This window comes from Paraburkholderia sp. BL25I1N1, assembly GCF_003002025.1.
Lineage (GTDB): Bacteria > Pseudomonadota > Gammaproteobacteria > Burkholderiales > Burkholderiaceae > Paraburkholderia.
This window is the reverse complement of sequence record NZ_PVZB01000013.1, coordinates 26,268-51,068: the sequence shown is the minus strand read 5'-3', so window position 1 is coordinate 51,068 and position 24,801 is coordinate 26,268. Positions and strand designations below refer to the sequence as shown.

The 24,801-nt window shown below is 59.8% G+C and carries 18 protein-coding genes and 2 pseudogenes; 4 read left to right on the top strand and 16 right to left on the bottom strand.

The annotated features are described in order from the left end of the window. Positions 1-46 precede the first annotated feature (46 nt). The 3 genes and pseudogenes from B0G73_RS20140 to B0G73_RS40090 form a co-directional block, all read right to left on the bottom strand. Positions 47-322 (bottom strand): GlsB/YeaQ/YmgE family stress response membrane protein, encoded by a 276-nt coding sequence (locus B0G73_RS20140; RefSeq protein ID WP_106283231.1) that lies wholly within the window; start codon positions 320-322, stop codon positions 47-49. 29 nt (positions 323-351) lie between these two features. Next, on the bottom strand, positions 352-633 hold the full coding sequence (locus B0G73_RS20135; RefSeq protein ID WP_106283051.1) for a YqjD family protein: 282 nt from the start codon (positions 631-633) through the stop codon (positions 352-354). Positions 634-709: 76 nt separating this feature from the next. Further along, positions 710-793 (bottom strand): annotated as a pseudogene (locus B0G73_RS40090) (DUF892 family protein); the annotation flags it as partial. On the opposite strand from B0G73_RS40090, the gene B0G73_RS40565 reads away from it, so the two are divergent. Continuing rightward, positions 762-917: a hypothetical protein gene (locus B0G73_RS40565; RefSeq protein ID WP_181196613.1), complete on the top strand. Its 156-nt coding sequence runs from the start codon at positions 762-764 to the stop codon at positions 915-917. The pseudogene B0G73_RS40090 and the gene B0G73_RS40565 overlap by 32 nt on opposite strands. 258 nt (positions 918-1,175) lie before the next feature. On the opposite strand, the gene B0G73_RS20125 is transcribed toward B0G73_RS40565, so the two are convergent. Further along, entirely contained in the window at positions 1,176-1,856 is a 681-nt protein-coding gene (locus B0G73_RS20125; protein ID WP_106283050.1) for a hypothetical protein, read from the bottom strand. 254 nt (positions 1,857-2,110) lie between these two features. On the opposite strand from B0G73_RS20125, the gene B0G73_RS41325 reads away from it, so the two are divergent. Further along, positions 2,111-2,398, top strand: coding sequence for a ParB-like protein (locus tag B0G73_RS41325; protein ID WP_258193383.1), 288 nt, complete (start codon positions 2,111-2,113; stop codon positions 2,396-2,398). Positions 2,399-2,662: 264 nt separating this feature from the next. Here B0G73_RS41325 and B0G73_RS20115 read toward each other — a convergent pair whose 3' ends face one another. From B0G73_RS20115 to B0G73_RS20075, 8 genes are all read right to left on the bottom strand, one after another. Beyond that, complete coding sequence (locus B0G73_RS20115; protein ID WP_258193382.1) at positions 2,663-4,699, bottom strand: alkaline phosphatase family protein; 2,037 nt, start codon at positions 4,697-4,699, stop codon at positions 2,663-2,665. Positions 4,700-5,452: 753 nt separating this feature from the next. Continuing rightward, complete coding sequence (locus B0G73_RS20110) at positions 5,453-6,109, bottom strand: TetR/AcrR family transcriptional regulator (RefSeq protein WP_106283049.1); 657 nt, start codon at positions 6,107-6,109, stop codon at positions 5,453-5,455. Between the two features lie 421 nt (positions 6,110-6,530). After that, positions 6,531-7,394: a 4Fe-4S dicluster domain-containing protein gene (locus B0G73_RS20105; protein ID WP_106283048.1), complete on the bottom strand. Its 864-nt coding sequence runs from the start codon at positions 7,392-7,394 to the stop codon at positions 6,531-6,533. Between the two features lie 10 nt (positions 7,395-7,404). After that, the gene (locus B0G73_RS20100) at positions 7,405-10,383 is read right to left on the bottom strand and encodes a molybdopterin-dependent oxidoreductase (protein ID WP_106283047.1); all 2,979 of its coding nucleotides are present in this window, start codon (positions 10,381-10,383) and stop codon (positions 7,405-7,407) included. A 271-nt stretch (positions 10,384-10,654) separates the two neighbouring features. Then, positions 10,655-11,395 (bottom strand): OmpW family protein, encoded by a 741-nt coding sequence (locus tag B0G73_RS20095; protein WP_106283046.1) that lies wholly within the window; start codon positions 11,393-11,395, stop codon positions 10,655-10,657. A 511-nt stretch (positions 11,396-11,906) separates the two neighbouring features. Continuing rightward, the gene (locus B0G73_RS20085; protein WP_106283044.1) at positions 11,907-13,931 is read right to left on the bottom strand and encodes an acyl-CoA synthetase; all 2,025 of its coding nucleotides are present in this window, start codon (positions 13,929-13,931) and stop codon (positions 11,907-11,909) included. Next, positions 13,928-14,884 carry a fumarylacetoacetate hydrolase family protein gene (locus B0G73_RS20080; RefSeq protein WP_106283043.1) on the bottom strand — a complete coding sequence of 319 codons (957 nt, stop codon included), beginning with the start codon at positions 14,882-14,884 and terminating at the stop codon, positions 13,928-13,930. The genes B0G73_RS20085 and B0G73_RS20080 overlap by 4 nt, the downstream gene beginning before the upstream one ends. Positions 14,885-14,918: 34 nt before the next feature. Then, a complete protein-coding gene (locus B0G73_RS20075; RefSeq protein WP_106283042.1) occupies positions 14,919-15,989 on the bottom strand; it encodes a VOC family protein in 1,071 nt (356 codons plus the stop codon). Positions 15,990-17,038: 1,049 nt separating this feature from the next. Here B0G73_RS20075 and B0G73_RS20065 point away from each other — a divergent pair. Further along, positions 17,039-19,494: pseudogene (locus B0G73_RS20065) on the top strand (DUF3772 domain-containing protein). A 378-nt stretch (positions 19,495-19,872) separates the two neighbouring features. Then, positions 19,873-20,625 (top strand): TetR/AcrR family transcriptional regulator, encoded by a 753-nt coding sequence (locus B0G73_RS20060; protein ID WP_106283040.1) that lies wholly within the window; start codon positions 19,873-19,875, stop codon positions 20,623-20,625. Positions 20,626-20,716: 91 nt separating this feature from the next. Here the strand turns inward: B0G73_RS20060 and B0G73_RS20055 are convergent, their stop codons facing one another. The 4 genes from B0G73_RS20055 to B0G73_RS20040 form a co-directional block, all read right to left on the bottom strand. Continuing rightward, on the bottom strand, positions 20,717-21,049 hold the full coding sequence (locus B0G73_RS20055) for a hypothetical protein (protein WP_106283039.1): 333 nt from the start codon (positions 21,047-21,049) through the stop codon (positions 20,717-20,719). A gap of 39 nt (positions 21,050-21,088) precedes the next feature. Further along, complete coding sequence (locus B0G73_RS20050; RefSeq protein WP_258193381.1) at positions 21,089-21,766, bottom strand: membrane integrity-associated transporter subunit PqiC; 678 nt, start codon at positions 21,764-21,766, stop codon at positions 21,089-21,091. Continuing rightward, complete coding sequence (locus tag B0G73_RS20045) at positions 21,763-23,358, bottom strand: intermembrane transport protein PqiB (protein WP_106283038.1); 1,596 nt, start codon at positions 23,356-23,358, stop codon at positions 21,763-21,765. The genes B0G73_RS20050 and B0G73_RS20045 overlap by 4 nt, the downstream gene beginning before the upstream one ends. A 65-nt stretch (positions 23,359-23,423) precedes the next feature. After that, a complete protein-coding gene (locus B0G73_RS20040; RefSeq protein ID WP_106283037.1) occupies positions 23,424-24,764 on the bottom strand; it encodes a paraquat-inducible protein A in 1,341 nt (446 codons plus the stop codon). Positions 24,765-24,801: the final 37 nt, after the last annotated feature.

The following is a 24,801-nucleotide window of genomic DNA, read 5'->3' as shown; positions in this document are numbered from 1 at the left end:
CCCACTCACGGTCGGTAGCGGCCCACCCAGTGTAAAAGTGAGCGCTCTAGAGTGGACGCGTGCGACCTCGGCTGAAAAGTCGCAGAACAGCGAGCAGGATGACCGCGCCAATGAGCGCCGTTATCAATGAGCCGATGATGCCACTGCCCAGATGAAGTCCGAGGGCTCCCCCAAGCCATCCTCCGATAAACGCTCCAACAATTCCGACGATGATATCGACAACGATGCCGAAGCCGCCGCCGTCGACTATACGACCAGCCAGAGCGCCGGCGATGCCGCCAATAATCAGCCAGAAAATGATTCCATGCGAGACCGGGTCCATGTTTCTTTCCCTATAGAGGTAAATCCGCATTAGCGGCGAGCAAGCATTCCGATGATGAGTCCGCCGATGAGTGCCATAGTGACCGCTTTCCACGGAGCCTCATGAACGTAATCGTCGGTCGATTCAGAGACGACACGGTACTTCGTCTTGACCACTTCCTGTGCACCGGCAATCTTGTCCTTCAGGTCGGCCAGAACCCGGGCACCGTTTGGTCGTTCGCGGTCATTGTCGTCGGACTTGGGTGTCGAGCTACTGGCCGGCTGAGATAAACCGGCGGAGCCGCCGTGGGTGGATTGAAGAGACTCGTCCATTTAAACCTCCATTCTGTTAGTGCTCAAGACTGAGCAAGTGGTGTGCCTTCCAGATAGCGCAGCCAATAATCGTGAGAAGCGACTCTGTCATCTGCTTTTCAGCACTGTAAATGTCGGACAGCGAATGAATGAACAAATCCTTCAATGTCCTCGCAGGCATGTCTCTCCTTCAGTCGGTAGGGAACCGCAACTGGAAAAAGCGCGGTGTGAGCGCAGCGGCGCAAACACCATTCGCGCTCGGCAACATGTCTGAACCTGACGGGACACCGGCGCGCAGCGTATGACGAGACGATTCACAAACGTCTCCGGCACTTACTGTCTTGCAAACTTCTTGTTGCAACAAATGGTGCAGCACCGCTTGAATATCTTCGCGATGGGCCGCGGTAGAGACGGTTCGACGCCGGGCGATGAAGACTCGGGTCCCTGGAACGAGGGCGCCGGTTGGCAATTTGTTGAGACGCCCGAACCTGCCGTCACGGCGGCGACGGCTTGGCGTCAGTGAACATATTGGGCGCGGACCTGTCGTCTTCTGGGCCAGTCGCCTACACCGCCCCTCGCACGGACGAAGATGTTGCCGCACTGCCGGCTTCGACCGGCGGCTGATGACGGAATCCGAGGCTTCCTGCCCCCAGCGCTATGATGGCACCGACGAACAGGGCGGCGACGGAGAACCAGCTCGCACGCGCGACGGCACGCGCCGCGGTGTCGGCGGCCTGTCGAGCATCCGCTTCCGCTTGGGGGCTGGACGCTGCTGCTGTGACAGATGCGATAGCGTTGCCCGCCTTTTGCGTCAGGGAATTGATCGGATTGTTTCCCGCATTCGTCTGGTTCGCGGGCGCGCCGATCGCCGCGCCGGCCGACGCGACGTTCCCGACGACACTGACCGCACCGCCAATTAGTGATGCCATCTCGAACACAACGAAAAGAATCATCACCGCCCACGCCAGCAGTCCATGCAGCCAGCCCAGAACTGGCGCGCAGCGGCCCGAAAAGTACGCTCCGGCAAATACGGATACGACGGTCGTGACAATCATCCAGGCGCCTGAGCCGAAACCAAATGCACGGGAAGGGTTTGGCTGGGATAACGGATTGAGCAATGACGCACCGATGGCCGTGCCAAGTACGCTCATTACAAGGTAGACAAGGAGCGAGATAATGACGCCGGTGAAAACCGCACCCCACGAAACGCGCGGCAGTCCTTCTTGGGTTACTAGGAGTCGCATGGCAAGTCTCCGGTTGAATTGGCTGTTTCAGGTGGATTCGCCGGAAATGCCCCGGCACGCGAGACCCCGCAAGCGGCATTCCACTGTCGCTGCTCGGTGCTAACTCAGCGAGCAACTGGGTGAAGTCTGCTGTCCCGATTGTTCCGGTAGCGGACCTGTCGTCACTCGCGCAAGACGACTTCTGACTGACCTTGGAAAACCACCGTTAGACCTATCCGTACGATGTTGAAGGTCGGCGAATATCCTTCACAGCGATGCCGGAACACGCCTGGGAAATGGCCGACGACGAATGTCGAAGCCTCGCGGCGTCGGTGTGCGACGCGGTCGGCTACGAGCAAACGACCGCCCCGGTGGAAGAGTTCCGATGGGCGGACCTGTTTCGCAGCAACCGGCGCTCCACCTGCAATTCCGACCGTTATCGCGTCGCTGATCATCGTGCTCATACATCGCGTGCTTCCGTGGGCGTGTGTCGCCGGATTCGCGCAACAGGTCCGTCGCCATGGAGATGCACAGAACCGCAACGACGGCCAGCGCGGCGATAACGATACCGGTCACGATGATCTCCACGACATGTCTCGTCCGACGGGTTCGGTCAGATTCAGACCGGGCGTGTTGAGCGCAGCAACCGCGCACCGAGCCTTATTGTTGTGATCAGCAGTCGAGCAAAGACCTTCAGGTACGGAGCTCCGACAGGCCAGAAGCGCGGGACCAGTCGGGGTACCAGTGGAGCGAAAGGGAGCGCCGCCGGATGAGCCGCACTCCCCCGTCCTGATTAAGTCCTCACTGCGCGAACGCGCGGGACAGGATCAGAATGGCCACCAGCCCTTACCGCCGCTGCCTCCGTCGTCGTTGCGGGACCGGCCGTCATCGCGTGCGTGATCGTCATGATCGTCGGAGTCCCGCCCGAAGTCGAAAAGATCGAACAGGTCGCCGATCGCGGGCGCATTAACCGGGACGTACGGGTTGTCGCTGCGCTGGACCGGGTTTGGCAGGTTGTCACGGCTGCGCCCCGTAATCGGCGGCAGCCCCCAGTTGCGCTCGATGAATTTGACCAGCGATGCGTGATCCGCGTACCCGTGCGAAATGCGCCCTCCCGACGAATACTTCGACACAGCGATCATTGGAATACGCGATCCATCGCCAAAGAAGTCGATGGGCTGGATGTAGCCTGAATCGTAGTAGCCGCCGCCCTCGTCCGTGGTGATGAGAATCGCCGTAGTGGCCCATAGTTTCGGATCGCTCTTCACCGCATCAACCAGTTTCCTCACGAACGCCTCGTAAAGCCCGAACTTCGACGACGTCGGGTGCCCGTCGAGCAGTCCACCCGGCTTCACGAATGAAACGGCGGGCAGATTGCCGTCGCCGATGTCCGCATACAGATCCGGCAGGTCGGCAAGGTGCGTCTCGCGGACCTGCTGATTTGTCATGATTGACGTCTCATACAGGAACGGATTGCAGATGTTGCAGTAGACGCTTTTCGACGGATCGCTGATGAAGCTGCGCCACCCTTCACCGTAGTACTTCCACGGGATCTTGCGCTCGAGCAGCGTGTCGCCGATTGTGCGCACCGGCGAGGGCGGTATCGTGAACGGCGACTTCGTCCTGTCGAGCACCGTGCCGTCCCCGTTGTAACCCGGGTTGTAATTGTTGAGGAGGTAATAGTGCTTCGGCGCACAATTTGGCTTTGGGTCGTAGGGCAGCGCTTCAAGGTATCGACGGATCGGGCGGACACCGGGCTGGCCGGGATCCGAACAGTTACTGTAGCTGCCGCCCGAGTAGCCGTCCTGCGTGTACCAGTTGTTCGTGCCGGCCAGCGGGTTGGGGTTTTCAATCTGGTCCGACGGCGGCGTTGCCGCGTTGCCGGCGTCGTCGGTGTAGTAGTACGCATCGGCCGCGCCGATCATGATGCTGTTGGCTCCAGTGCCGCCCATCACCGGTTGATGATAGTTGTCGCTCATCGCGTATTGGCGCGCCAGCTGCGTGAAGTACGGCATGTCGCCGTTGTTCACATTGTAGAAGCCGAGCGCATTCGAGCCTTCACCAGTAGTCTGGTCGGTGAAGGGCGTGGGTTGCGGCTTCCCGTTGCTGCCCGCACCGATGCTGGTCTCGACCCACGCGAACAGATCGGCCAGACAGCCGCTGGGATTTGCGTGGCTCGCATGCGCGACTGCGCAGTCCGCCTGCTGCCACGCCTGGTAGAAGCGATGAACCGGACCACCCATGTAGGCATCGTAGAGCGGTGGCTGCAGGAGATACGGACCGTTCAGCAGCGAGTTGTAGTTGGCCACCCGCGAATCCTTCGCATCCGTCGGCAGCCCTGAAGCGCCGGTCAACAGTTGATCGATGTCGGACACCTCCAGAGCGTCGCTTTCGGCTTGCGCGGCCGCATCGTGCGTCAAGAAAGGTGGCGGGCTTGCGTCGCTAGCCGCGGTCGCGGTCCCACCGGTGTTCGGTGCGGGCAGTGTTCCGTACGGAGTTTTGTTCGAGGGGGCGAGCGAGAAGTCGGCCGGTCCCATCAATTGCGCCTGGTATTGCTGAGCCTTTTTGAAGTGTGGGCCTGGTGAGCCGTCCGCGTTGACAATGCCCTGCGACAGCAGGTTCCACACTGATTGACCCCGTTTCGGTTGGTAGGTGCCGAACACGTGGTCAAACGTCCGGTTTTCTCCGACAACCACGATCACATGTTTGATCGGCGTGCGCGTTTCGGACTTGTGGTCATCACCTGCTGCCGTCACGCCTGTGGGCCACGTCGCGAATGCGAGCGCGGCCGCTCCCGCACATGCGCTGAGCGAAACCCGTACGCACACCTTATTGCATCTTTGTGACAAGTGGAACATCGCCATCTCCGTCTCCTTACCGTTGGTTACGACGGTAAGACCTTAGGGTGCGCCGATGAACCTTGGGAGTCGCTGGCATTACACTTAGCTGTCGTTGGGCGGTCCGACCGCGTGAAGCACGATATAAGGCGATGGATTGCTAGTGTGTGTCCGATATCGGCGAGCCCTCGTTACGGCGATGATAGTTCGCTGCCATCGGGTGTGCCGCTTCGTGTCGGGCGGGGAAAAACGGTGCGCGTGGCGACACGCATGTCGATCTATGCGTTCGTCAAGTACGCGAATACGATTCGTACATGACGGCTGCGTCAACTGTGAGGCGCATGCACGCATACGGCGACGAGCCGAACTACACCTCGGGTCGTCACTCGGACGGAGTTGCCGCAGGAAATGGACTGTGCCAGTCCATCCAGTCATATGCATCGCCAGAGTGCGCCCATGCCCAGTTCCTTGCCGAATTCGGACTGGTTGCCTCAACAACAGGATTCTTCACCGAATCGAACTTGCTCGGGTCATTCGTGCTGCTCTCGGCATCGGTATTCTGGAAATTCGTATGCTTGTAATACATAACAGCTTGGAAAACATATAACTATTTGCATCGACCGCTCAAGACCGAAGTGCTGGCGGGGCGGTTATCTCTGGCGAACGAAACGCGAGCAGGATACAGCGCGTCACACAGACGCTTGCCGCTCGACTTCCTCGTACGAGACCTTGGTCGCGGATCCTGTATGCGCACACGACGGCGCTCGGACGTCCGCGGACTCAGTCGGGCACGACCGCGCGATGATCGACCAGCGCCATGTCTTTCGAAGACCGCCACAGTGCACACGAAAAAAATGCGGCAAGCACGGTATGCATCACCTTGTCGCTCATCAATTGCGGATCGCACATTCTGAAAAACTGCACACCATCGCACAGGCTCATCAAGCCAAGCGCGAGAGCGTCGGTCGAGAGAACCATTGGTCCATCATTCCGGTCCGAAATCGTGTCGACGTACGCGCCAATCTGTTCGAACCTGTTGTGCCGGAAGGCACTAAAGCACTCCTGAAACGCGGCATCTCGGCCTGCGAGTAGCTTGGCTTCGACCCAAAGGGGAAAGCAATCGTTTTCAAGAAAAGATCTGCTGTAGTGCGCGACGACGCACTCCTTCATTTCCTCGGCCGTGCCACCCTCCTTCATGATCCCCTGAAGATTCGCTAGCGCCCTATCGTCTTCGCGTCGTAGTAGCTCGATCAGCAGTTCCCGTTTGCCGCCGAAATTCGAATAGAACGCGCCGCGCGTATAGCCAGCCGCCTCTGCGATTTCCTCCACGCTTGTTGCGGCCACGCCTTTTTCAATGAACATCTTCCGCGCAGCCTCAAACAGGAACTCTCGAGTCCGTTCTCTGCGCTGTGAATGTGTCAGGCGTTCGCGCTTCATGGAATAGCGTACCGGTCAGGCCGCCATCCGAGTTGTCGCCAATGGGCGCGTGTGTCAGATGACGCGTTTCAAAATGGTTCAGTCAATAACGGATATGTGTCTCACAGACTGCAACCAAATGACATTAGACTCAATACTGATGCTTACGTCAAATTGATTAATAGGGTCTCCAACAAAGTGCGCTGGGTACACGGGGCGTCGTAGCGAAAAGCGGAATCCGGAAAAAGGTACGGAATGGTCAGACGAGGCGCCAGAACGCCCTTCGTGAGGAATCGGTGCAGTATGTCGAGAGCGCCTTCGTCGCGTTGGAATGTGTTCTAGCGACAGGGCGCTCCGTTCGAGTGGCCCAGCGACTGCCTATGCAGCTAGTCCGCCGATGAGCGGGGCCCATCGCTCTCAGCAAAGCAGCTTCATTGCGCGATCATGCGACCACAGCGTCATTAGTGGCCTGGACGACACTGACCTCGCCCAGGTAAGCGCTTTCGCCCAGTTCGCATTCGCACGAAGCGTTGCCGAGGTCATGACGGATCTCGACCCGGTACATGCCGCTTCCCTTCACCAGGCCGCCGAACCTGAAATCACCGAAGCCGTCCGAGACAGTTTCAGCCAGCTTCTCGTTGCCGGCGTACAGGGCCACTGCTGCATCCGCGACGCACTCGACCACGTCACCGATACGCGCGCTGACGCTTCCGCCAATGAAGCAGGTTTCCCAGCGCTCGAGGCCGCTATACCAGACGCGAGGCTTTGCGCCCAGGTTGGGCCGCAACACTTTGAGTCCCTCGCGCCGGGCCTTTTCTGCCATCGTTGCATCATCGAGTTTGACCGTCTCGAAGACGTCGGTGGGACATGACTGCTGGCAACGCGGCTGAGGCCAACCCTGATCGAGCAAATGGGCGTCGAAGATCCAGGTCTGCGGCAGTTGCAGTTCTTCATTCCAGACGATCGCCTTGTACGGGCAGGACTTCACGATGTCCTTGCGGCCCCGCGCCTTGTCCGGGTCGATGATGACGATGCCGTCGGCGCGCTTGCGAATGGCGTCGCCGCCCACCCGCATGCAAGGTGCTTCGTCGCAGTGGTTGCACATGACAGGCAGATACGTGGTCTCAACCATATGCGAATCGCCCTGAACACGGCGCAGGATACGCACCGTGCTGTCGGCGTCGGCTGCGGCGGGCGCGGCATAACCTGGGAAGTCGTTGCCGACGTGCTCGTCCCGCGCGGCAATGACGCAGTTCTGGCAGTTCTCGCAACGCCCGACTTTGATAACCAGATTCCACTTGCTCATTCCATGTTCCTCACGCTGCGCGACCGAGCATGAACGCCTCGGCACTTCTCCATTTTTCGACCTGCACCAGGCAGGAATTGGGACTCATGCTGCTCGTGCCGGCGGTTTGAGGCCGGTCGGGGGTCAGCATATTCATACAACCGCCGATCTCGACGCGCTCGCCATCGATTTCAATCAGCTTGAATTCAGCACTTGCCTCGTACGACTTGACCACTCCCGCGGTGACCAGCGCCGAGACGTCGGCCGCGCAGATCACGGCGCCACGGTCGTTGTAGACCTTGACGAGGTCACGATGGGCAATGCCTCGAATGGCCGCATCGGCCGGACCAAGCCTCAGCAGCCAGAAGCGGTGGCCGCCAATCAGCGCGCGATGGTCCTCGACACTGTTGACCGAGGAGTTCTTGCCGTCACAGTGGGTATGGAAGCTGTAACGGCTGTGAGTGGCGATCAACTGCAACGGATAACGCTGAGCCAGGTTCGAGCGCAGCCCCTCCCACGAGGGGATATACCGGTTAAGTGGTGGCCGCTCGGGATTGTCCGCAGTGTGCCGCTTCAGCAACTCGGGCACGAACTCCAGCTTGCCGCTCGGCGTCTGCAGGCCCATGCCGAATTTTTCCGAAAACTGGGACGGCAGCGGATGGGGTTCCTGCAGGTCCTTGCGCCGTCCCTCCGCGAACCAGCGCATGTCCACCGGGTGGCGCAATTCGGATTTCTCGGGCGGCACGACGAAATAGCCCTTGCGGCAGAACTCGCGCCACGAAATGTGATCGGGCAGATCCGACGAGTCGAAGACCCGCCTGACCCAATCCAGTTCACTGCACCCCTCGGTGAACACCCCGCCAAGGCCCAGCCGCGTCAGGATGGCGGCGAAGATGTCGTAGTCGGAACGGGACTCGCCCAAAGGCTCAATGCACTTGTGCTGCAGTGTCATCACGCGATGATTGACCGTGCTAAACCCGTGGTGGGCATAGCCGCCGGAATTCGCCCATTCGCCGATATCCCAGCGCTCCAGCGCGGTACATGCAGGCAGGATGATGTCGGCGAACTGGGCCTCGCCCTCCATCCAGATCGACTGGTTGACCACGAACTCGATGCTCGGATGCCGGTAGGCCTCGGGCCAGCGTCCGGAATTCGTCACCGTGCTGAAGGCGGACCCGCCGTAGCGGTAGATCATGTGGATGGGCGAATAGCCGGGCATGGGGTAGCTGAACGGCGCGAACTGGGCTTCCTGCGACATGCCGTCCCAAAGGTAGCCCGTCGCATGGCCGTTGATAATGGCGTCGGGCAGTTGCTGCCGCGGGACCATTTGCTTGACCGGATTCATGGACAGAATGTGCGGCATGCGCTGGTAATTGTTCACCGCATTGGCGGTCCACGCCAGGTCGCCGGATATGCCGCCGTCCGCGTAGCCAGGGAAATAGAAATGGAGGTCGTGGGGCACGCCGGCTTCAAGGCAGCCGAAATTGACCCCCGGCTTACCCCAGCCCTGCATCGCCATCATCATGATCATGCACCGCGCCCATTGCGCTCCGGTCGCACCTCGACCTGCTCCACCGAATCCCGCGCCGGTCATCCCCACCGCGAGATGGACCTTCCTGTTCCCCCATCGGCGCGCAAGCGCACGAACATCTTTGGCGGGCACACCGGTCTCGCTCTCCTGCCACTCGGGAGTCTTGGGAACGCCATCGGATTCGCCGAGAAGATAGGCCCTCCACTCGTCGAATCCGGTCGTGCGCGTGGCAACGTAATCCTTGTCGTACAGGTCCTCCACTGCCCACACATACATGATGGCGGTGGCGAGCGCGGCATCGGTTTGTGGCCGGACCGGAATCCAGCGCCCGCCCAGCAATTGCGCGGTCGGGTTGCAGTGCGGGTCGATATGAACGAACTCAATGCCGAGCTCCTTGGCCCACAGGCGCCGCGGCGTGCCCTCGAATCCCGCGTAGGCCCCGTTGGTACTTTCTGGGTCGCAGGACCAGAAGACGATCATGTCGGCTTCCTGCAGGCAATCCTCCACTCCACCATAGCCGGATGGCACGCCGACGCGCATCGAGTTGCCGAAATGATGCATGGCACCCCAGTACCAGCCTTCCCAGCTGTCCGGATTGGCCGCGACCCGGGTGAAGCCGATCAGGTTGGCAAAGCGCGTCAGTGCGCTGAGGTAGTAGCCCACGTTGCCCCACTGGTGATGAGACGACATCGGGAAAGTGATGGAACCGGGACCGTGAACGCGCTTCTGCCGGTTGATCTCCCTGGCGACAATGTCCAGGGCCTCGTCCCAGCTGATACGCACATAGCCGGATTTGCCCCGGTTCTGTGGATTGCGCTCGCCGTCAGGGTCGAAGTCGACCCGCTTCATCGGATGAAGGATGCGCTTGTCGGAATAGACGAGTGACTTGAGCGTCAAGGCGTGGGGTGCTACCAGGCTACGCCGTGGCGGGCTGAAACGGCGTCCGCGCGCCTCGATCACATAACTGGGCGCATCCGTGCTGTCCAGTTCGATGGGAGTCACCCGAACGACGCGGCCATCCTTGACGTAGACGAACAGAGGACCGCCGTTGGTACAGGTGGTGTAGCGGCGCGTGCCATCGCGCAGAGGCGTGCCCATCGGCAGGCCGACGGTGCGCATCATGCCCAGGGTCTGCATTAGCCAAACCAGCAGTTCGTCCTCGCCGTCGGTCACCACCTTGTAATTCTTGGCAGCGTGGATGATCTCGCCCTGGTCAGGGTTCGGAGAAAGGAATTTCAGGGCGGTGGCGACATCCTTGAAGGCCATGCGCACATCGGCCCGCGGATGCTTGCCGGCGCGCGACCGCACGCGCCCGTTCCTGAATGTGATGACGCGGCCGACGCTTTCATCCATCAGTCCGATCCAGGCCACGAGATCGCGCTCCTTCAGGCGATCACGATAAGCGGGAAAGCGGCGTGCCGTCAGGTCAAGAACCTTGGGCAAGGCAAACAGAATGGTCTTGAGGACCTGTCGTTTCATTATTCAATCCAAAGAAAAGCTTCGTTTGCTGCGCAAGCGCAGGCATGACGGCATGACTGACCGCTTCCCCGGGCGGGCGAGTGGCCCGGGCGAGCGCGGCCATGTCAGGCTGTAAGTCAGAGACCCGGCAACGCCGGGCTCCATTGCAGCAACATGTCGCAATCGACCGCGAAATCGCGGACCGCAGCCAGGTCCGGGTGGCAAAAGATTACGTCCATGTCTTCGATGAGCGTTCAAATCTCTCGATTCGTGCATTGGCGATCTCTACGCGCTAGAACGTATAGGCGACGTTCAGGAAGACGTTAATGGGATCGATTCGCAGCGTCGATCTGGAAACGATGTGTGTCCCAGTTGCGGTCGTCCCGTCCAGGGTAAGGTGAGTCTTTAGTGGAACGTAACCGACAGCGGTTCCGACAGACCAGTGTTTTGTGATCGCATAATTTGCCCCGATTTCAAATACCGGATTCCAGGACGAACTGAGTGACGCGTGTGCCGAGCCGCCCGGACCAAGGTTATCCGTGACAAACTGACTATTGGTTGTCCGAACCTGTGTGAACCATGTGTAGTTCACCCCTAATCCGACGAAAGGACGGAATTTCGACTGGGCTGCAAACAGGTGGTATCGAAGGACGATAGCGGGCGGGATCGGTCTCGTCGACCCGAGGGTTCCATACTTCTTGAGCGTGCCATCGCCAACCAAGTTCACTGTGAGTGGCAGTCCAATAAGCGTGGCGACGCCGATGTTGTCGGTGACGTAATATTCGGTGGTAATTCCCATCGTATCCGTGGAACTCGCGTGCGCGCCGGTGCCGGAAAGTTGCTGATTCACCGTAACGCCGCCGACGCTTTCTACTGTGAGCGGCGTTGCATTTCCCTGTGGCGCGACGTGAAGCCGCCCTGTCGAAAGCGTTATGCTTCCTGCCGACTGCGCATTGGCATTGCCGATGAACGCAGCCGAGCAGATGCAAGCCACCACACCTACCGAACTGATTGCGCGTTTGTAATTCCGCATGTCTCTCCTCCTGTCGCTCTGTTTCGAAATTTTTATGAATCATCGGTGTCGCAACTGGATCTACCCGAATGATTTTTTTCCTCATTTCGTATAACTAAACACATGCCACGTACTCCGATCACCCCGCGTCCTGGTAAGCGTGTATGGCCTGGCGTTCCGTCTCAGGCGGGAACACGCACCACGTACCGTCGCGGTGCCGGAAGAAAAAGAATCCAAGCGGGCCTTCCGGTAGCAGTAGTTCGATACGCACGCAGGGTCTCTGATTCGAGCGTGCGCGACTGAATCGAGTAACGCGAACCGGCGTCGAAGAAGTCGGCCCAAGCCATTTTTCAACCTGCGAACGCAAAGACCGTTCTGCTCCGATACTCATCCTCTCTGTCCCTCAACAATTAGGTGTTCTAATCTCGAAACACTTGCGGGTGTCAGTACCGCGACTTCGCGGCGCCTACGCTCGATTAATCTTTAATCCGGGTGCGTGACTGAACGCATCCATGTGATGTCGTGGCTCGTGTCACGTTGCGCTGCCCTGCGCATCTGCCCCTGCTGAGTCTTCCTCTCCCAACGGTTGCTCTGCCCGTGACGGCCTCGCGGCGGCCGAGACAGAAAATGCGAACGGAAAGCGCCCGAGCGCGGATGTCGCCAATGCTTCAAACGCGGGGTCGGCAAGTTCGACGTGGAGCGACATTCCGCGCGAGGCGTCATCAATGAGGCGAACGGTTGCATCCGCGACGCCAGCTTCCACAAGCGCCGACTTCAGGGCGTCTACCGTTTCGCGCCGTTTAAGCGCTGGTTTGAAGATCTTGCCGACACCGGTCAGTGGCATCGCATCCACGATCCGTATCCCCTTCGGCAACGCGGCGCGCTCGTTGATCTCGTGACGCAGAAACTCGGCCAGTTCCGCTTCGGTTGCGGTTGTGCCTGGCTTCAGTTGGACATAGGCGACCGGCAACTCGCCCGCGTGCATATCGGGGCGCCCTACAGCCGCGGCGATCTGGACTGAGGGATGGCGATGCAATGGTTCCTCGATTGCCGCAGGGTCGATGTTGTGTCCGCCCCGGATAATGAGTTCCTTCTTGCGGCCGGTGAGCCAGAAGTAGCCGTCAGTGTCGCAGCGTCCGAGATCGCCGGTATTGAGCCACCGCCCGCCGTCGCCGCCGTCCATCCAGATGCCATTGTTCTGCTCCGGCCGCGTATAGCCAGCGAACACATTGGGCCCCGAGATAACCAGCTGGCCGACCTCATCCGCAACGCAATCCCGAACATAGCGGCCAGCTTCATCGACCACTACGGCTTTCATTGCCTGCCCTGGAAGACGCAGACCAATCGAACCGACCCTGCGCTCTCCAACCGGCGGGTTCACGCTGCTAACGCAGGTACCTTCGGTGAGGCCGTAGCCTTCGAGGATTCTTATTCCTGTACGATCCTGGAAAGTGCGAAGCAGTTCCACCGGCATGGGGGCGGCACCGCACAGGCCATACTCGAGCGAACTGATATCGTGTTCGCCAACCGGAACGTCGAGCAGCGATCCGTAGAGTGTCGGGACACCGCTGAAGAAGTTAATGCGGTAATGCTCGACGATTTCCCAGAAACGATTTACAACGCCCTCGCCCCTGTAACCTTGCGGTGTGCCGAGTACGACGTGGGCACCACGCGAGAGCGCCAGCAGACCTGTCACCATCACGGCGTTGACATGGAAAAGCGGTAGCCCGCAAAAAATCGTTTTCCCTGGACCAATGCTGTCGCCGAAGAATTGACCGGCGTTCCACGCATTGGCCACCTCATTGCCGTGTCGGCGAACCGCAATCTTCGGCAGCCCCGTGGTGCCGCCCGTGCAGAAGAAGGACGAGACATCATCGCTGCTCATCCGACCGCTGGTGTTGACCGCCTCCCCCCATTCCCTCGCGATTGCGGTGCTGAAATCGTGGATGCCGACATGTGCAGGCACGGCACCGTGCACGCCGCCAGGGCCATGCAGATGTGAACCCTCACCACGTCGAAGTACCCTGGCGGCAAGTCCCTTTTCGCCCGGCATGCGGGCGGCCGGATTCACGAGTACCAGATGCTGCAGGCAAGGGAGCTTGTGCAGCACTGCCTGCACCTTCTGCCAGAGGTCGGTTCCGGGCAGTGGCGCCAGGGTGACGAGCACGCACGCGCATGACGCGTTGAGCAGTTCGCCGATGGCATCACTCTCAAGCAGCGGATTGATCGCGCAGACAATGCCGGCGGCTTCCCCGCCCCAGATCACGAAGTGCGTCTCAGGGAGATTCGGCAGAACGTAAGCGATAACGGAGTCGCGCTGTACTCCCAGGCGCGCAAACATGTTCGCGGTTCGCGTGACATCGCGCACGAATTCGCTGTACGTCCAGCACTCTGCGTGCCGGTGGTCGTCGGCCGTTGCAAAGAACGAAAGTGCGGGTGCCGACGGATTAATCGCCGCGCCCCGGCAGATCATCTCGTACGTGCTCGACGGGAGATCCACCGGCAGCCCCTGCGTTTCGATGGCAAGGACTTCGTCCATGTTTGCGATACCTTTCATGCGGCCTGTTCCACAACGACGTTATGCTGCACGCCCAGATCGATCGAGCGATCGTAGCTGGCGATGTGCGCCTCCACGACGTCTCCCACCCGCAGGTACTGCGGCCTTTCCTCCTGCATCTTCAGGAAAAGACGCCATTTTTCCGCGTCCGGCAGCTGCGCCGCGGCGCGTTGCTTTTCGGGTGATGGAATGCTCAATGCACAGCCGGACGGCGTGCCCGTCGCGAGAAGATCGCCAGTGTGCAGATCATGCACGCCTGAAAGCTCCGTCAAGGTTTCTGCCGGTCCATAGACAAGACCCGCGGTCGTGTCATTCTGGCGGACGGTTCCGTTTACCGTCAGCGTCAGCACGAGTTCCTTCAACTTCGGAATATCGTGTTTCTCAAGGAGGCAAAGGTAAGGGCCGACAGGGCCGAACGTGCGATAGCTCTTGCCCTTGTAGAACTGCATCTGCGGAATCTGGATGTCGCGCGCGGAATAGTCGTTGACGATAACGGCGCCAGCGATGTACTCATGCAAGTTCTCTTCGGTGACAGTCTTTCGCGACCTGATGCCGCGTTTGAGGACAAGACCGAGTTCGATCTCGTAGTCGAGGAACTGCACCTCCCTAGGCTTCACGACGGATGAGTCGGCGGGAACGATGCAGCTCGTCGCCTTCGTGAAGATCATGTTGAACTTCTTCACATCCGGATCCATGCCGGACTCGATCATATGCTGGCGATAGTTCGCGCCCTGGCAAAGGAACTGCTGGTTGTCAGTAATGGGCGACAGCCAGTCCACCTCCGACTCGGGAATCGTCGAACCGCCTAGCACCAGCAGCCGTTCGACTGGATTCGCCTCGATGAACTCGGCGGTCGTGTTGAACTCGCCGGGAATCGGCGTAATCGCGCCGTTGGCGACGATGCCCCATTGGGCGCGGCCATAGTGACTGTAATGCAGAACATGAAGTGCCATTTATCGATCTCCGGTTTCTATTGAAGGGTTTGGTTCAGGCGAAAATCTTTGCCAGCGAGCGCAGCTTGCTCAGCGTCAGGTCGGGGCTGCGGCGCAGGTTCCTGAAGAGCGCCGCGATGCTCGCAGGCGTGAATTTGGGCTTTGTAAAACTGCGCGGCATTGTCGGCCCCCATTGCGCCATCGCTTCGCGGCTCACCGCGTGCACACCCGCCGGCGCATCCGCCGTAAAGAGATCGCCGTCGCAATAGTGTTCGTGCTTGTCGCCCCACGGGTCCTGCCAGTAGTCGAATATCTGGCTGCCCAAAATATGCCGGCCGATCCCCCAAGCGTGCGTCCAGCCCTTTTCGCGCAAGACGCGCTGCCCCATGCCGACCGCGTCGGCATCGACGACTTCGTAGGCGCTATGGCTGTAGGTGGGCAGGAAGCCTTGTGCAAGCGCGAGAGTATGGTGGTCGGCCGGCTTGTCACCCAGATCGAGCCGCATGAACGCGACGACGGGCGAGCCATCGCGAAGTACCTGTACGTCGCTTGGGATAAAGCCGAAATGCTGCGTATACCATGCGCAGGTTTCCTGATAGTCGACAAGCTCAAGCACGACATGTCCGAGCCGGACGATTTCCGGCGCGCACTCGGGCGGTCGCTGCGTCGCGTTAATCCGGACAGCCGCACCCGCGGAATTAAACGGCAATGGCGGCCGATGGGATAGCGTCGACGCCGGCGATTGGTCCCAAATCGCATCGATGCGAAAGCCTGAAGGGTCGGTCAGTCGTACCAGATAGCCGCCGCCGGGCAAGGGAGACCGTTCGACGTCCGAGGCGCCCGGCAGTTTTGCAAGTGCATCAAGCTCGGCCCTGTTATCGACCTGCAGACCGAATCCAACGAACCGGGACTTTGGTGCCTTCCGGACGACATAGCAAAAGTGCGAAGCACCCGTTCCCCGCAACAGGAGGAGGTCTTCACTGCGCAACACCGTCTGTAGTCCGAAATCAATGAGAAATTGCTCGGCTTTATCGAGGTCTGGTCGGTCGAATATCAGATAGGCCAATGCCGACGCTTTTGTCGTGGGATTGGGGTGACGGCTCGGCTGTGCGGTAGTCAGTTTCATGGCAATGGGAAATCAGACGGGTCGGATGAAGTATGCAGCTTCCAGGGTTCGCGCGCTGATGAGACGGCGGGGCTGCGCTTGCAAGGCAAGTCTTTCGCGCACGAGCCGATTTGCATCGGCGGCCGGAGTGTCCTGGCCGATCGTCGCGTGCGATCGATCGGACCGAAGCAGCCCGTTCGACGGGCACGAGCCCGCAAAGAAATGCGGCTTCGAGGTCTTCCCAACTATCGTGTTGGGCGAGACGAAGCCGTTGCTCCCGATGGGCAATCTGGCCATGCCGCTTGACGGCGCGGCACCCGCCTTTGCTGCTGTCTCCACAGTCACTCCATCTGTCGTTTGGCGTTTGCCATGTTGTCTGTAACGCTGGCTCTCTGCCGTCGTTAGTGACATTAAAGTCATCGCTGATACTTTTGTCAATATAGAGATTCCATCTATACATGGACTGAGGACGCCTCGACCTGTCATGCCCGACGCCACAAATCGCCGGGCAGCAAAGCGTCCCAGCCATACGGCGCCAGTCGCCCCGATCGACGTGCCAGAAGATTATCTGAACCGTACAGTTTATTTTTGTTGACAGATGCGCTCCCCATAACTAGACTGATCGTACTGGAAAAGAGGGCAAGGGAGCGCGGGAGCATGCAAGAGAGCATGAATATTCAGAGTCGAAACCTTCAACGGTCCCGCCGCATTCGATCAAGATGACCATCCGCGACCCACAGTTTCTGGCTCATCCACACGGACACCGCATCGCGACCGATGTATGTCCCAAATAAATGAAATAGTCGCTTCGCGCGCCCTACCCCTCATCCAGACTGCCAAATGCTGACGTGCAACCATCCCATCTGTTTCCGAGATCGTCATATGACGGCAAATGCTGAGCATTTCCCAAGTCAGTGCGGCAGCCGATTTCCCGCCCGGCCGCGTCCGAATGCAACTCCGCTCACATACGTATCGCGCGCATGAGCCAGATTTCGCCAGTGCATACTCTTCGCCACCTTCACGTCGTGCGACAAGTGGTTGCCGTCATACTTCGCCTTATCGCGCTCATCATGTTCGGCCTGGCCAGCGCCGCTCTGAATGCGGCGGCGCTGCCGCCCTCCAGTCTGGACGCTCCCGCTGATGTTTCGCCCTCCGTGGGCGGAGGTTCCATCGCTTTGCAAACGCTCAATGCGCTGCAGAATAGACAGGACCAGATACGGCAGCGTGCTTCGACGGCAACAAGCGATGCGCAGTTGTTCGAACTGGATGCACTGGGCCGGCACGTCGCCGAAGACGTCGACAGGCTGATAACCACGTCGCTGGAGCCTGATCGCGCGAAAACGCATGCACAGCTCGACGTACTCGGAGCCGCACCCGCTTCCGAATCCGCAGCGGAAACGCCCGCAGTCGCCCAACAGCGCAATGTGCTCGCTGCTGAGCAGTTACAACTCGACGCCGAAATCAGGCAAGCGGCAACCATCAAGGAAAACCTTGCCAAGCTGAGCGCGCAGATCACCCGACTGCTGCACAACCATCTAAAGGATCAGTTGGCCCTTCGTTCCGACAGCGTAGTCAGCACCGCGTTCTGGGCGCCCGCGTTCCATCCCGACACAGCTGATTATCAGCGTCTGCGAGACTTCACTGGGCAGATCCAAGGGCAGATTCAATCGACGTGGCAAAAAGGGCATCGGGCCGTAACCGCGCTGCTTGTGCTGTTGGCTCTAGCCATCGCGACGATTGGCACGCGGCTTCTTGACAGAGCATCGGAACGGTTCTGCCTGCACCGCCTCCCGGAAGGCCGGTTACGGCGCAGCGCGATGGCGATCTCGACCGTATTCGCGTCCGTGGCGACCACTATATGTGTCGTTGATCTATTCTATTTCGCGTTGACCCGCCAGCAGGCGGTGCCCGCTACGCTGCAGGGCTTCGCCAGCGAATTCATCAAACACGTGGTGACCTGCGCGTTGGTTGTTGCTCTCGGCCGGGCATTGCTTAGCACACGACATCCGTCATGGCGGTTGCCGGCCATCGCAGATCCGGTCGCTCGCGCGCTACGTCCTTTCCCATGGATACTGGCCGCACTGTTGCTATTTTCAGGTGCGGTCGAGCAACTCAACCGCGCAATCGACACGAGTCTGCAAATTACCCTCTTTACTCGTGGCGTGGTTGCGTTAGTGGTCGCGCTAACCATCGGTATGTCGCTTTTACGAGCAAACCGGGTACGCCGTGCGCTTGCCGCTGCAGGAGAATCGCCCGAGGCTCGTTCGACTCTCGCCGGGATTATTCACGCCGCCGTCTGCCTTGCCGTCGGCGCTTCTCTGATTGCGTTACTTTGTGGCTATATTTCGTTTGCGCGGTTCCTGACCTACGAACTGGTCTGGTTCGATCTCGTACTGAGCAGCGTTTATCTGCTGACAAAGCTCGCCCATGATGTTTCCGAAAGCGTGTTTTCCCCATGCCACGCCAGCGGCAAAGCAGTCGGGCAACTATTCGGACTACAAGAAGTCCATCTCGCACAGGTCGCAACGATCCTGTCTGGCGTTCTGCGTAGCGCATTGATACTGGCTGCAGTCATCGCACTGCTCACGGGGGGCTCGGGACGACGCCATCAGACCTGATCGACAGCATTCTCAGCGTGCTCGGCGGCGAGCGCTTACACGCGCTCAATATTGTTCCCGCCCATATTTTTAGCGCTATCTTTACCTGCGCATTATGTCTGTATCTGGTTGGACTCGTCCGCAAATGGCTCGACACCGAGTTTCTGCCCAAGACGCAAATGAGTTCAGGTATGCGCGCGTCGCTGCTAACGGTGTTCTCCAATGTCGGCTATGTCCTTGTCGCGCTGCAAACCTTTTCCGCACTCGGTGTGAAATGGCATAACCTGGCGTGGATCGTCAGCGCATTGTCAGTAGGTATCGGCTTTGGTCTGCAGGAGATCGTTAAAAACTTCATCTCCGGACTAACATTGCTTGCGGAACGGCCGGTCAAAGTAGGCGACATGATCAGTATCACCGGCATTGAAGGCGACATCCGGCGTATCAGTGTACGTGCAACCGAAATACAGCTCGCGGACAGATCAACGGTAATCGTTCCCAATTCACACCTGATTTCGCAGAATGTGCGGAACGTGACAATGGGAAACAAAACGCAGGGAGTTGTCACGCTGAGCCTTACGTTTGCGCTGGACATCGACCCGGAGCAGGTACGCGATGTTCTTCTGGAAGCTTACCTGGATCATCCATCGGTTCTCGACCGCCCCGCGCCTTCGGTGATCTTCAGCCAGTTGACGCCTGAGGGAATGACACTGACCGCCACCGGATATGTCGCCAGCCCCAGGATCGCCGGCGACACGAGAAGTGATCTGCTATTTGCAATCCTGAAGCGATTACGTGCTTCGGAAATACCGCTGTCGATCTCTCGAACGGTCGTAGTCCGAGGTATGAGCGGTAGCATTTCGAACCAACAACCCACAGATCGCAATCCCGGACCGGCGGAGCTTCGGATTCCGTCTACAGTCATCGAATAGATAGTCATCCAAAATAGCACGCCTGAAATTTTTGACTTCTACAATGGCGCGAAATACGCGCAAGCTTTCAAGCCGCGTCAAGCCCTCTACAGACGTCTTGCCTTTGAACTGCCGACCAATGAGTCGTCGCACAAACGACTTGATCCCGCCCGCGCCCATCAGATAACAGGTCTTGACTGCACGGTCGCATTCATTGCGAGATCCAGTGACGCTGCCGGGCGACTGGTTGCTCGCCGAAGGCTGCCATCTCGACAGTCACTCCATATGTCGTACATTAGACCAGCCTCTTTTGCCGTTGACACTAACATCATGGTTGCGTACTTTGTCAATGTAGACGTTTGAATCTATACTTGGGCATGCCCAGGATCGGATCCATCAATGCCTAACCCATCAAATCGCCGGACAGCAAAGCCCGCAGCCCCTGCCGCACCGTCCCCGGCTCCCGTCGCAGAAGAGCGCGAGCCACGCGGCGCGCGCCGCAAGCGCGAGACGCGCGCCCGACTGCTCGACTCCGCCCTCAGGCTCATGGCTGAGAGAGGCATGGAAGGCGTAGCGATCAACGAGATCACCGAGGCTGCCGACGTCGGCTTCGGTTCGTTCTACAACCACTTTGAATCGAAAGAAGAGATTTACTCGACGCTTGTCGACAACGTCTTCAAGGACTTCGCGGACGTGCTGGACCGTGTTGCCAGTGGCCTTTCCGATCCGGCCGAGGTGGTTTCCGTCGCCGTGCGCCACACGGTGATGCGCGCGCGGCGCGACCCCGTATGGGGACGTTTCCTGATACGCGAAGGGTTTTCAGCGCGCGCGCTGAGCCGCGGTCTTGGTCAACGGCTGCTGCGAGACATCGCCAACGGTATTGCGGCCAAGCGCTTTGTGCTTGCAGACCCGCTGATGGGCTTTCTTTCAGTGGGGGGCACCGTGCTGTCCGTGATTGCCGCGGACCTGAATTTCGTCGCTCCCGGCGCACCCGCGTCGAACGTACTCAAGGAACTTGGGTTTAGTGGAGAGCACTTGCCCGAGCGTACAGCAGCCACGCTGTTGTACACACTCGGGATCAAGCGGGCAGAGGCGGAGAAGATCGCGGCGCGTCCGCTGCCTGCCGTCGACGAAAGGACTGAAGCCGTTTGAGTTCGAGGGCCCGGTCACACTAATTCCGACGGCTTGGCCGCCTGAAATCAGCCGCCAGCGTGGCGGACCGGGGAACAAGTCCGGTCGACCGCTAGCGATAGAATCCGCCGGCTAAAGCCTTGACACTAGCAATGAGCTCGCGCTCCTGGTCGTCGAGAGCTTCGCTGTGGCACTTCGCAAGTTCGCTAAGCGCTCGCGACAGAGTTCTGACCGGATGAGACGCCGACGGCAAAAACGGCCACGCATGGAGCAGGTAGATGAGTGGCGTAATCTCGCGGCGTTCGCACCAGCGATCAAAGAGCACGATGCACACGTCATTGGCCTCCTTACGCAAGCAGGAATCGTCGTTCCCGCTGCTGTTGCAAGGCTCGGTCCCGACGATATTGAATGTTCCCGCGTAGGTGCGGTGGCGGTTTCGTTCCATGTTCCTTCCGGTGCGCGGTGCGCCAATTCCTGCATCGGTTCAGCCCGCCAGAGCTGGGCATGACAACGCCGAGCCTCCCGTGCCGGCAGGCACGCGCGCCGGCGCAATCGCCGACGCCGACAATTCCCGGACGGCGTCGCCAATTTGAGTGCCTATCCTTCTCACTGCGACTCGATGGCCGTTGACGAGTGCATCGTAGCCGGCCGATACGGGCTGGCTGACTATGCTGCGGCAGGTCAATGTTCGTGAGTCGTTCGACTTGCGTACACTCCAGGTGACGTCAATCAACGCGTGTGAGCCCGGCCACGACTCAAAACGCTGCACGTCGACGGAGACCTGATACGTGCGAGCGTCCTCAGCATGACCTGGCTGGAACGTGTCGGGTCGGCCCGTCGGCCGAGTCGCGGCTGCGAGCAGCGCATTGCGGATCTCGTCTGCAAGCGGCGATGCCCAGCGCTCGTCTTCCAGAATCCTGACGCGCGCCGCATCGTCCTGTACGACGATCTGGCTCCTTGCCACTGAAACCGGCACCTTCGCCACGCGCATGTCGATCCAGAAGGCAGGACTGACCGTGACGCTTTCACGCGTCGGTTCCCTGTCAGTGCCGAGGGTATAGAAGTGTGCCGGCGGGGAAGCACAGGCGCTCAGCGCGGCGAGACCCACGAAGGTTGCAATACGGGCGACCGCGCGCCACGCGCGGGATTGGATGAGGTTCACCGTTGATCTCCTTTCTTCCCGAACAGGAGCGCCTGGGGATGACGTTCCAGATAATCGGCGAGCGCATTGAGGGATTGCAGGGTGCGCGTGAGTTCCTGCATCGCATCCTGGACGTCCGACTGCATGGGCGCCGTCTGCCGGAGCGTCGTTTCGGCGGTACTGAAGGTTTTCTGCGCCGCCGCTAGCGTGTCGCGGGCTTGTGGAACGACCTCTGTGTCCATGTGACCAAACAGCTTGTTGGCGTTTTCAAGTGCACCGTTAAGGTTGGCTCCGATCCTGTCGAACGGCACCTGATTCAGCTTCCTCGCAATGTCGGCTATCTGCACCTGAAGTTCGTCAAGGGTGTTCGGCACAGTCGGCAGTTCAATAGGATTGCGATGTACATCGACACTCGCCCGAGGCGCTTTCGGAAACATGTCGAGTGCCACGAATAGCTGGCCTGTCAGCAGATTGCCGGTCCGCAACTGACCGCGCATTCCTTCCATGACGAGGTGTTCCAGCAACTCATGACCACCCTGCGAGTTCGGAGCCGGTAGCGCTTCGTTAGAGCGCCGGCTGAGCCGGTCGGGATACAGCGCCAGCGATACCTTCATGCTGAAACTCTTCTCCTTTTCGTTGTATTCGATACCGATGTCCGTCACCTGCCCCAGCGCGATGCCTCTAAGGTCGACAGGCGCGCCGACAGACAGGCCACGCAGCGACTGGTTGAACCGCATCACGACATTGAGCGGCGCGCCGTCGGGCTCGCGCATCGCGTCCGACTCGTCCGATGCGAGCCGGAACACGGCCTTGTCCCCGGCCGGTTGTCCGGCGTCCTGACCCGGCGGCGACTGGAACGCCAGGCCTCCGACAACCACCGTCGCCAAAGATTGTGTATTGAGCTTCAATCCGTTCGAATCCAGACGAAGGTCAACACCGCTTGCGTGCCACCACCGTGTATTGGTGCCGACATATTGATCAAACGGGGCGGTGACGAAAACATTGACGATGACGCCGGTGCCATGCGGATCGAGCGAGAAGCCGACCACCTGGCCTACCTTGACGCGATGGTAGAAGATCGGAGCGCCGATATCGACGGAGCCCAAAGACTCCCCTCTCAGCGTGTACTGATGCCCCCGCTGCCCAGAAGTGACAATAGGCGGACTTTCGAGCCCGACAAACGCGGCTTGGCTTTCCGAAGACTGCCCGACGTCGACACCGATGTACGCGCCGGACAGCAGCGTACCGAGGCCCGAGATGCCGTTAGCGCCCACGCGCGGACGAACCACCCAGAAGCGCGTGCCTCGGTTCGCGAACTTTCCTGCCTGCTTGATCAGATCGATCGTGACGATGACATGCTGCAGATCCTTTGACAGCGCGACCGACTGAACCGAACCGATCTCCACGTCCTTGTATTTGACCTTCGTTTTGCCCGCCTCCATGCCCTCAGCGTTGCTGAATGTGACCGTCACCGTCGGCCCCTTGTCGGTGACGGATTTGACTACCAGCGCAACACCGATCAGCGCACAGATGAGTGGCACTAACCAGATGAGGGAGGGAATCCAGCGTTTTCGCGGTTTGATGTCAGGTCTGGGTGGCGTGGGAAGATGCATCGATCGTGGAGTGGGTAGAAAATATGAGGTTATTGAGAAGCGCGGAAGCCGCTAAAGGAATTCGTTCATGGCCGTGAACCACGCGCTGGCTCGCAGCGCACGTTGTCCCAGATCAGCCGCGGATCGAACTGATGCGACGCGAGCATGGTGAGAATCACCACCGCGCCGAAGGCCAACGCGCCCGGACCGGCAGTGACAACGGCAAACGAACCGAAGTGCACCAACGCGACCGTCAGTGCGACAACGAAGACGTCGAGCATCGACCACCGGCCTACGCACTCGACGAGCCGATGCAGCCTCGCGCGTTCGAGCGGCTGCCAGTCCGGACTGCGACGGGCTGCGACGATCTGCAGCGTGAGAATTGCGAGTTTGAGCATCGGCACCACGACGCTGGCTACGAACACGACGACGGCGAGCGGCCAGTCGCCTGAAGTCCAGAAGTACGCCACACCGCCGAGGATCGTGTCGTCCTCCGAGTGGCCGAGGGACGACGCGTGCATGATAGGCAACAGGTTCGCGGGTAGGTAGGCGAGTGCCGCGGCAAGAACGAGGCTCGACGTGCGCGTCACGCTATCGGGATGGCGCGTGTGGAGCACGGATTCGCACCGGGAGCAGCGCTGGTCCGACGATCCCGCAATGTGCTTCTGCACCAGTCCACAGGTATGACACGCCATGAGCCCGGCGCGCCGCGCCGTCCAATGCACCGCCGGCGCGCGCTTCCGCCCGAAGAACCTCAGCCGTCGCGAGGCGCACCGGCGCTTTACCCTGGTCCAGCGGATCTCGGTGGGTCGTCGAAGCTTTATTTCGTCCCGCGCTGACCACAGCACGCGCGGGTCGAAAGCGCCGAGAAACGCCAACATCAACGTGAGTGCGCCGAATGCAAACAGTCCTGGCCCAGGGATCACCTGCGCCATGCTGACCATTTTCACGATCGTGATGACCACGCCGAGCATGAACACTTCGACCATGCCCCATGGACGGATGAGCTGCACGACGCGAAGCATTCGATTGAAATGACGTACTACCTTGCCAAGGCGCAGCGGAACAAGCACATAGAGAAGCGCGAGGAGTTCGATCAGCGGAAACAGGATCGCTGAACACAACACCATCGTTGCGACGATGCGCATGTGGCCCGTCCATAACGCCCACACCGCGCCAAGTAACGTCGCCTCCGAGGTCATACCGTTGGTCTGCAGTTGTATGACCGGGAAAGCCTGCGCTATACAGAATGTGATCAAAGCTGCGACGGTGAGCGCACCAATCCGGTCGAGGGGCACGCTCGCTCCCTGCGTTCCTTTCAGGCTCGCACGGCAACGCGAGCAACTCGCTGCCTGCCCGTCCCGCAGCAGAGGCTTGCGAAACAGCAGATCGCACTCGTGACAGGCGATCAGTTTCTTATATTCCATACTGGGAACTGGACAACCTGAAGTTGTGGCGCGTTCG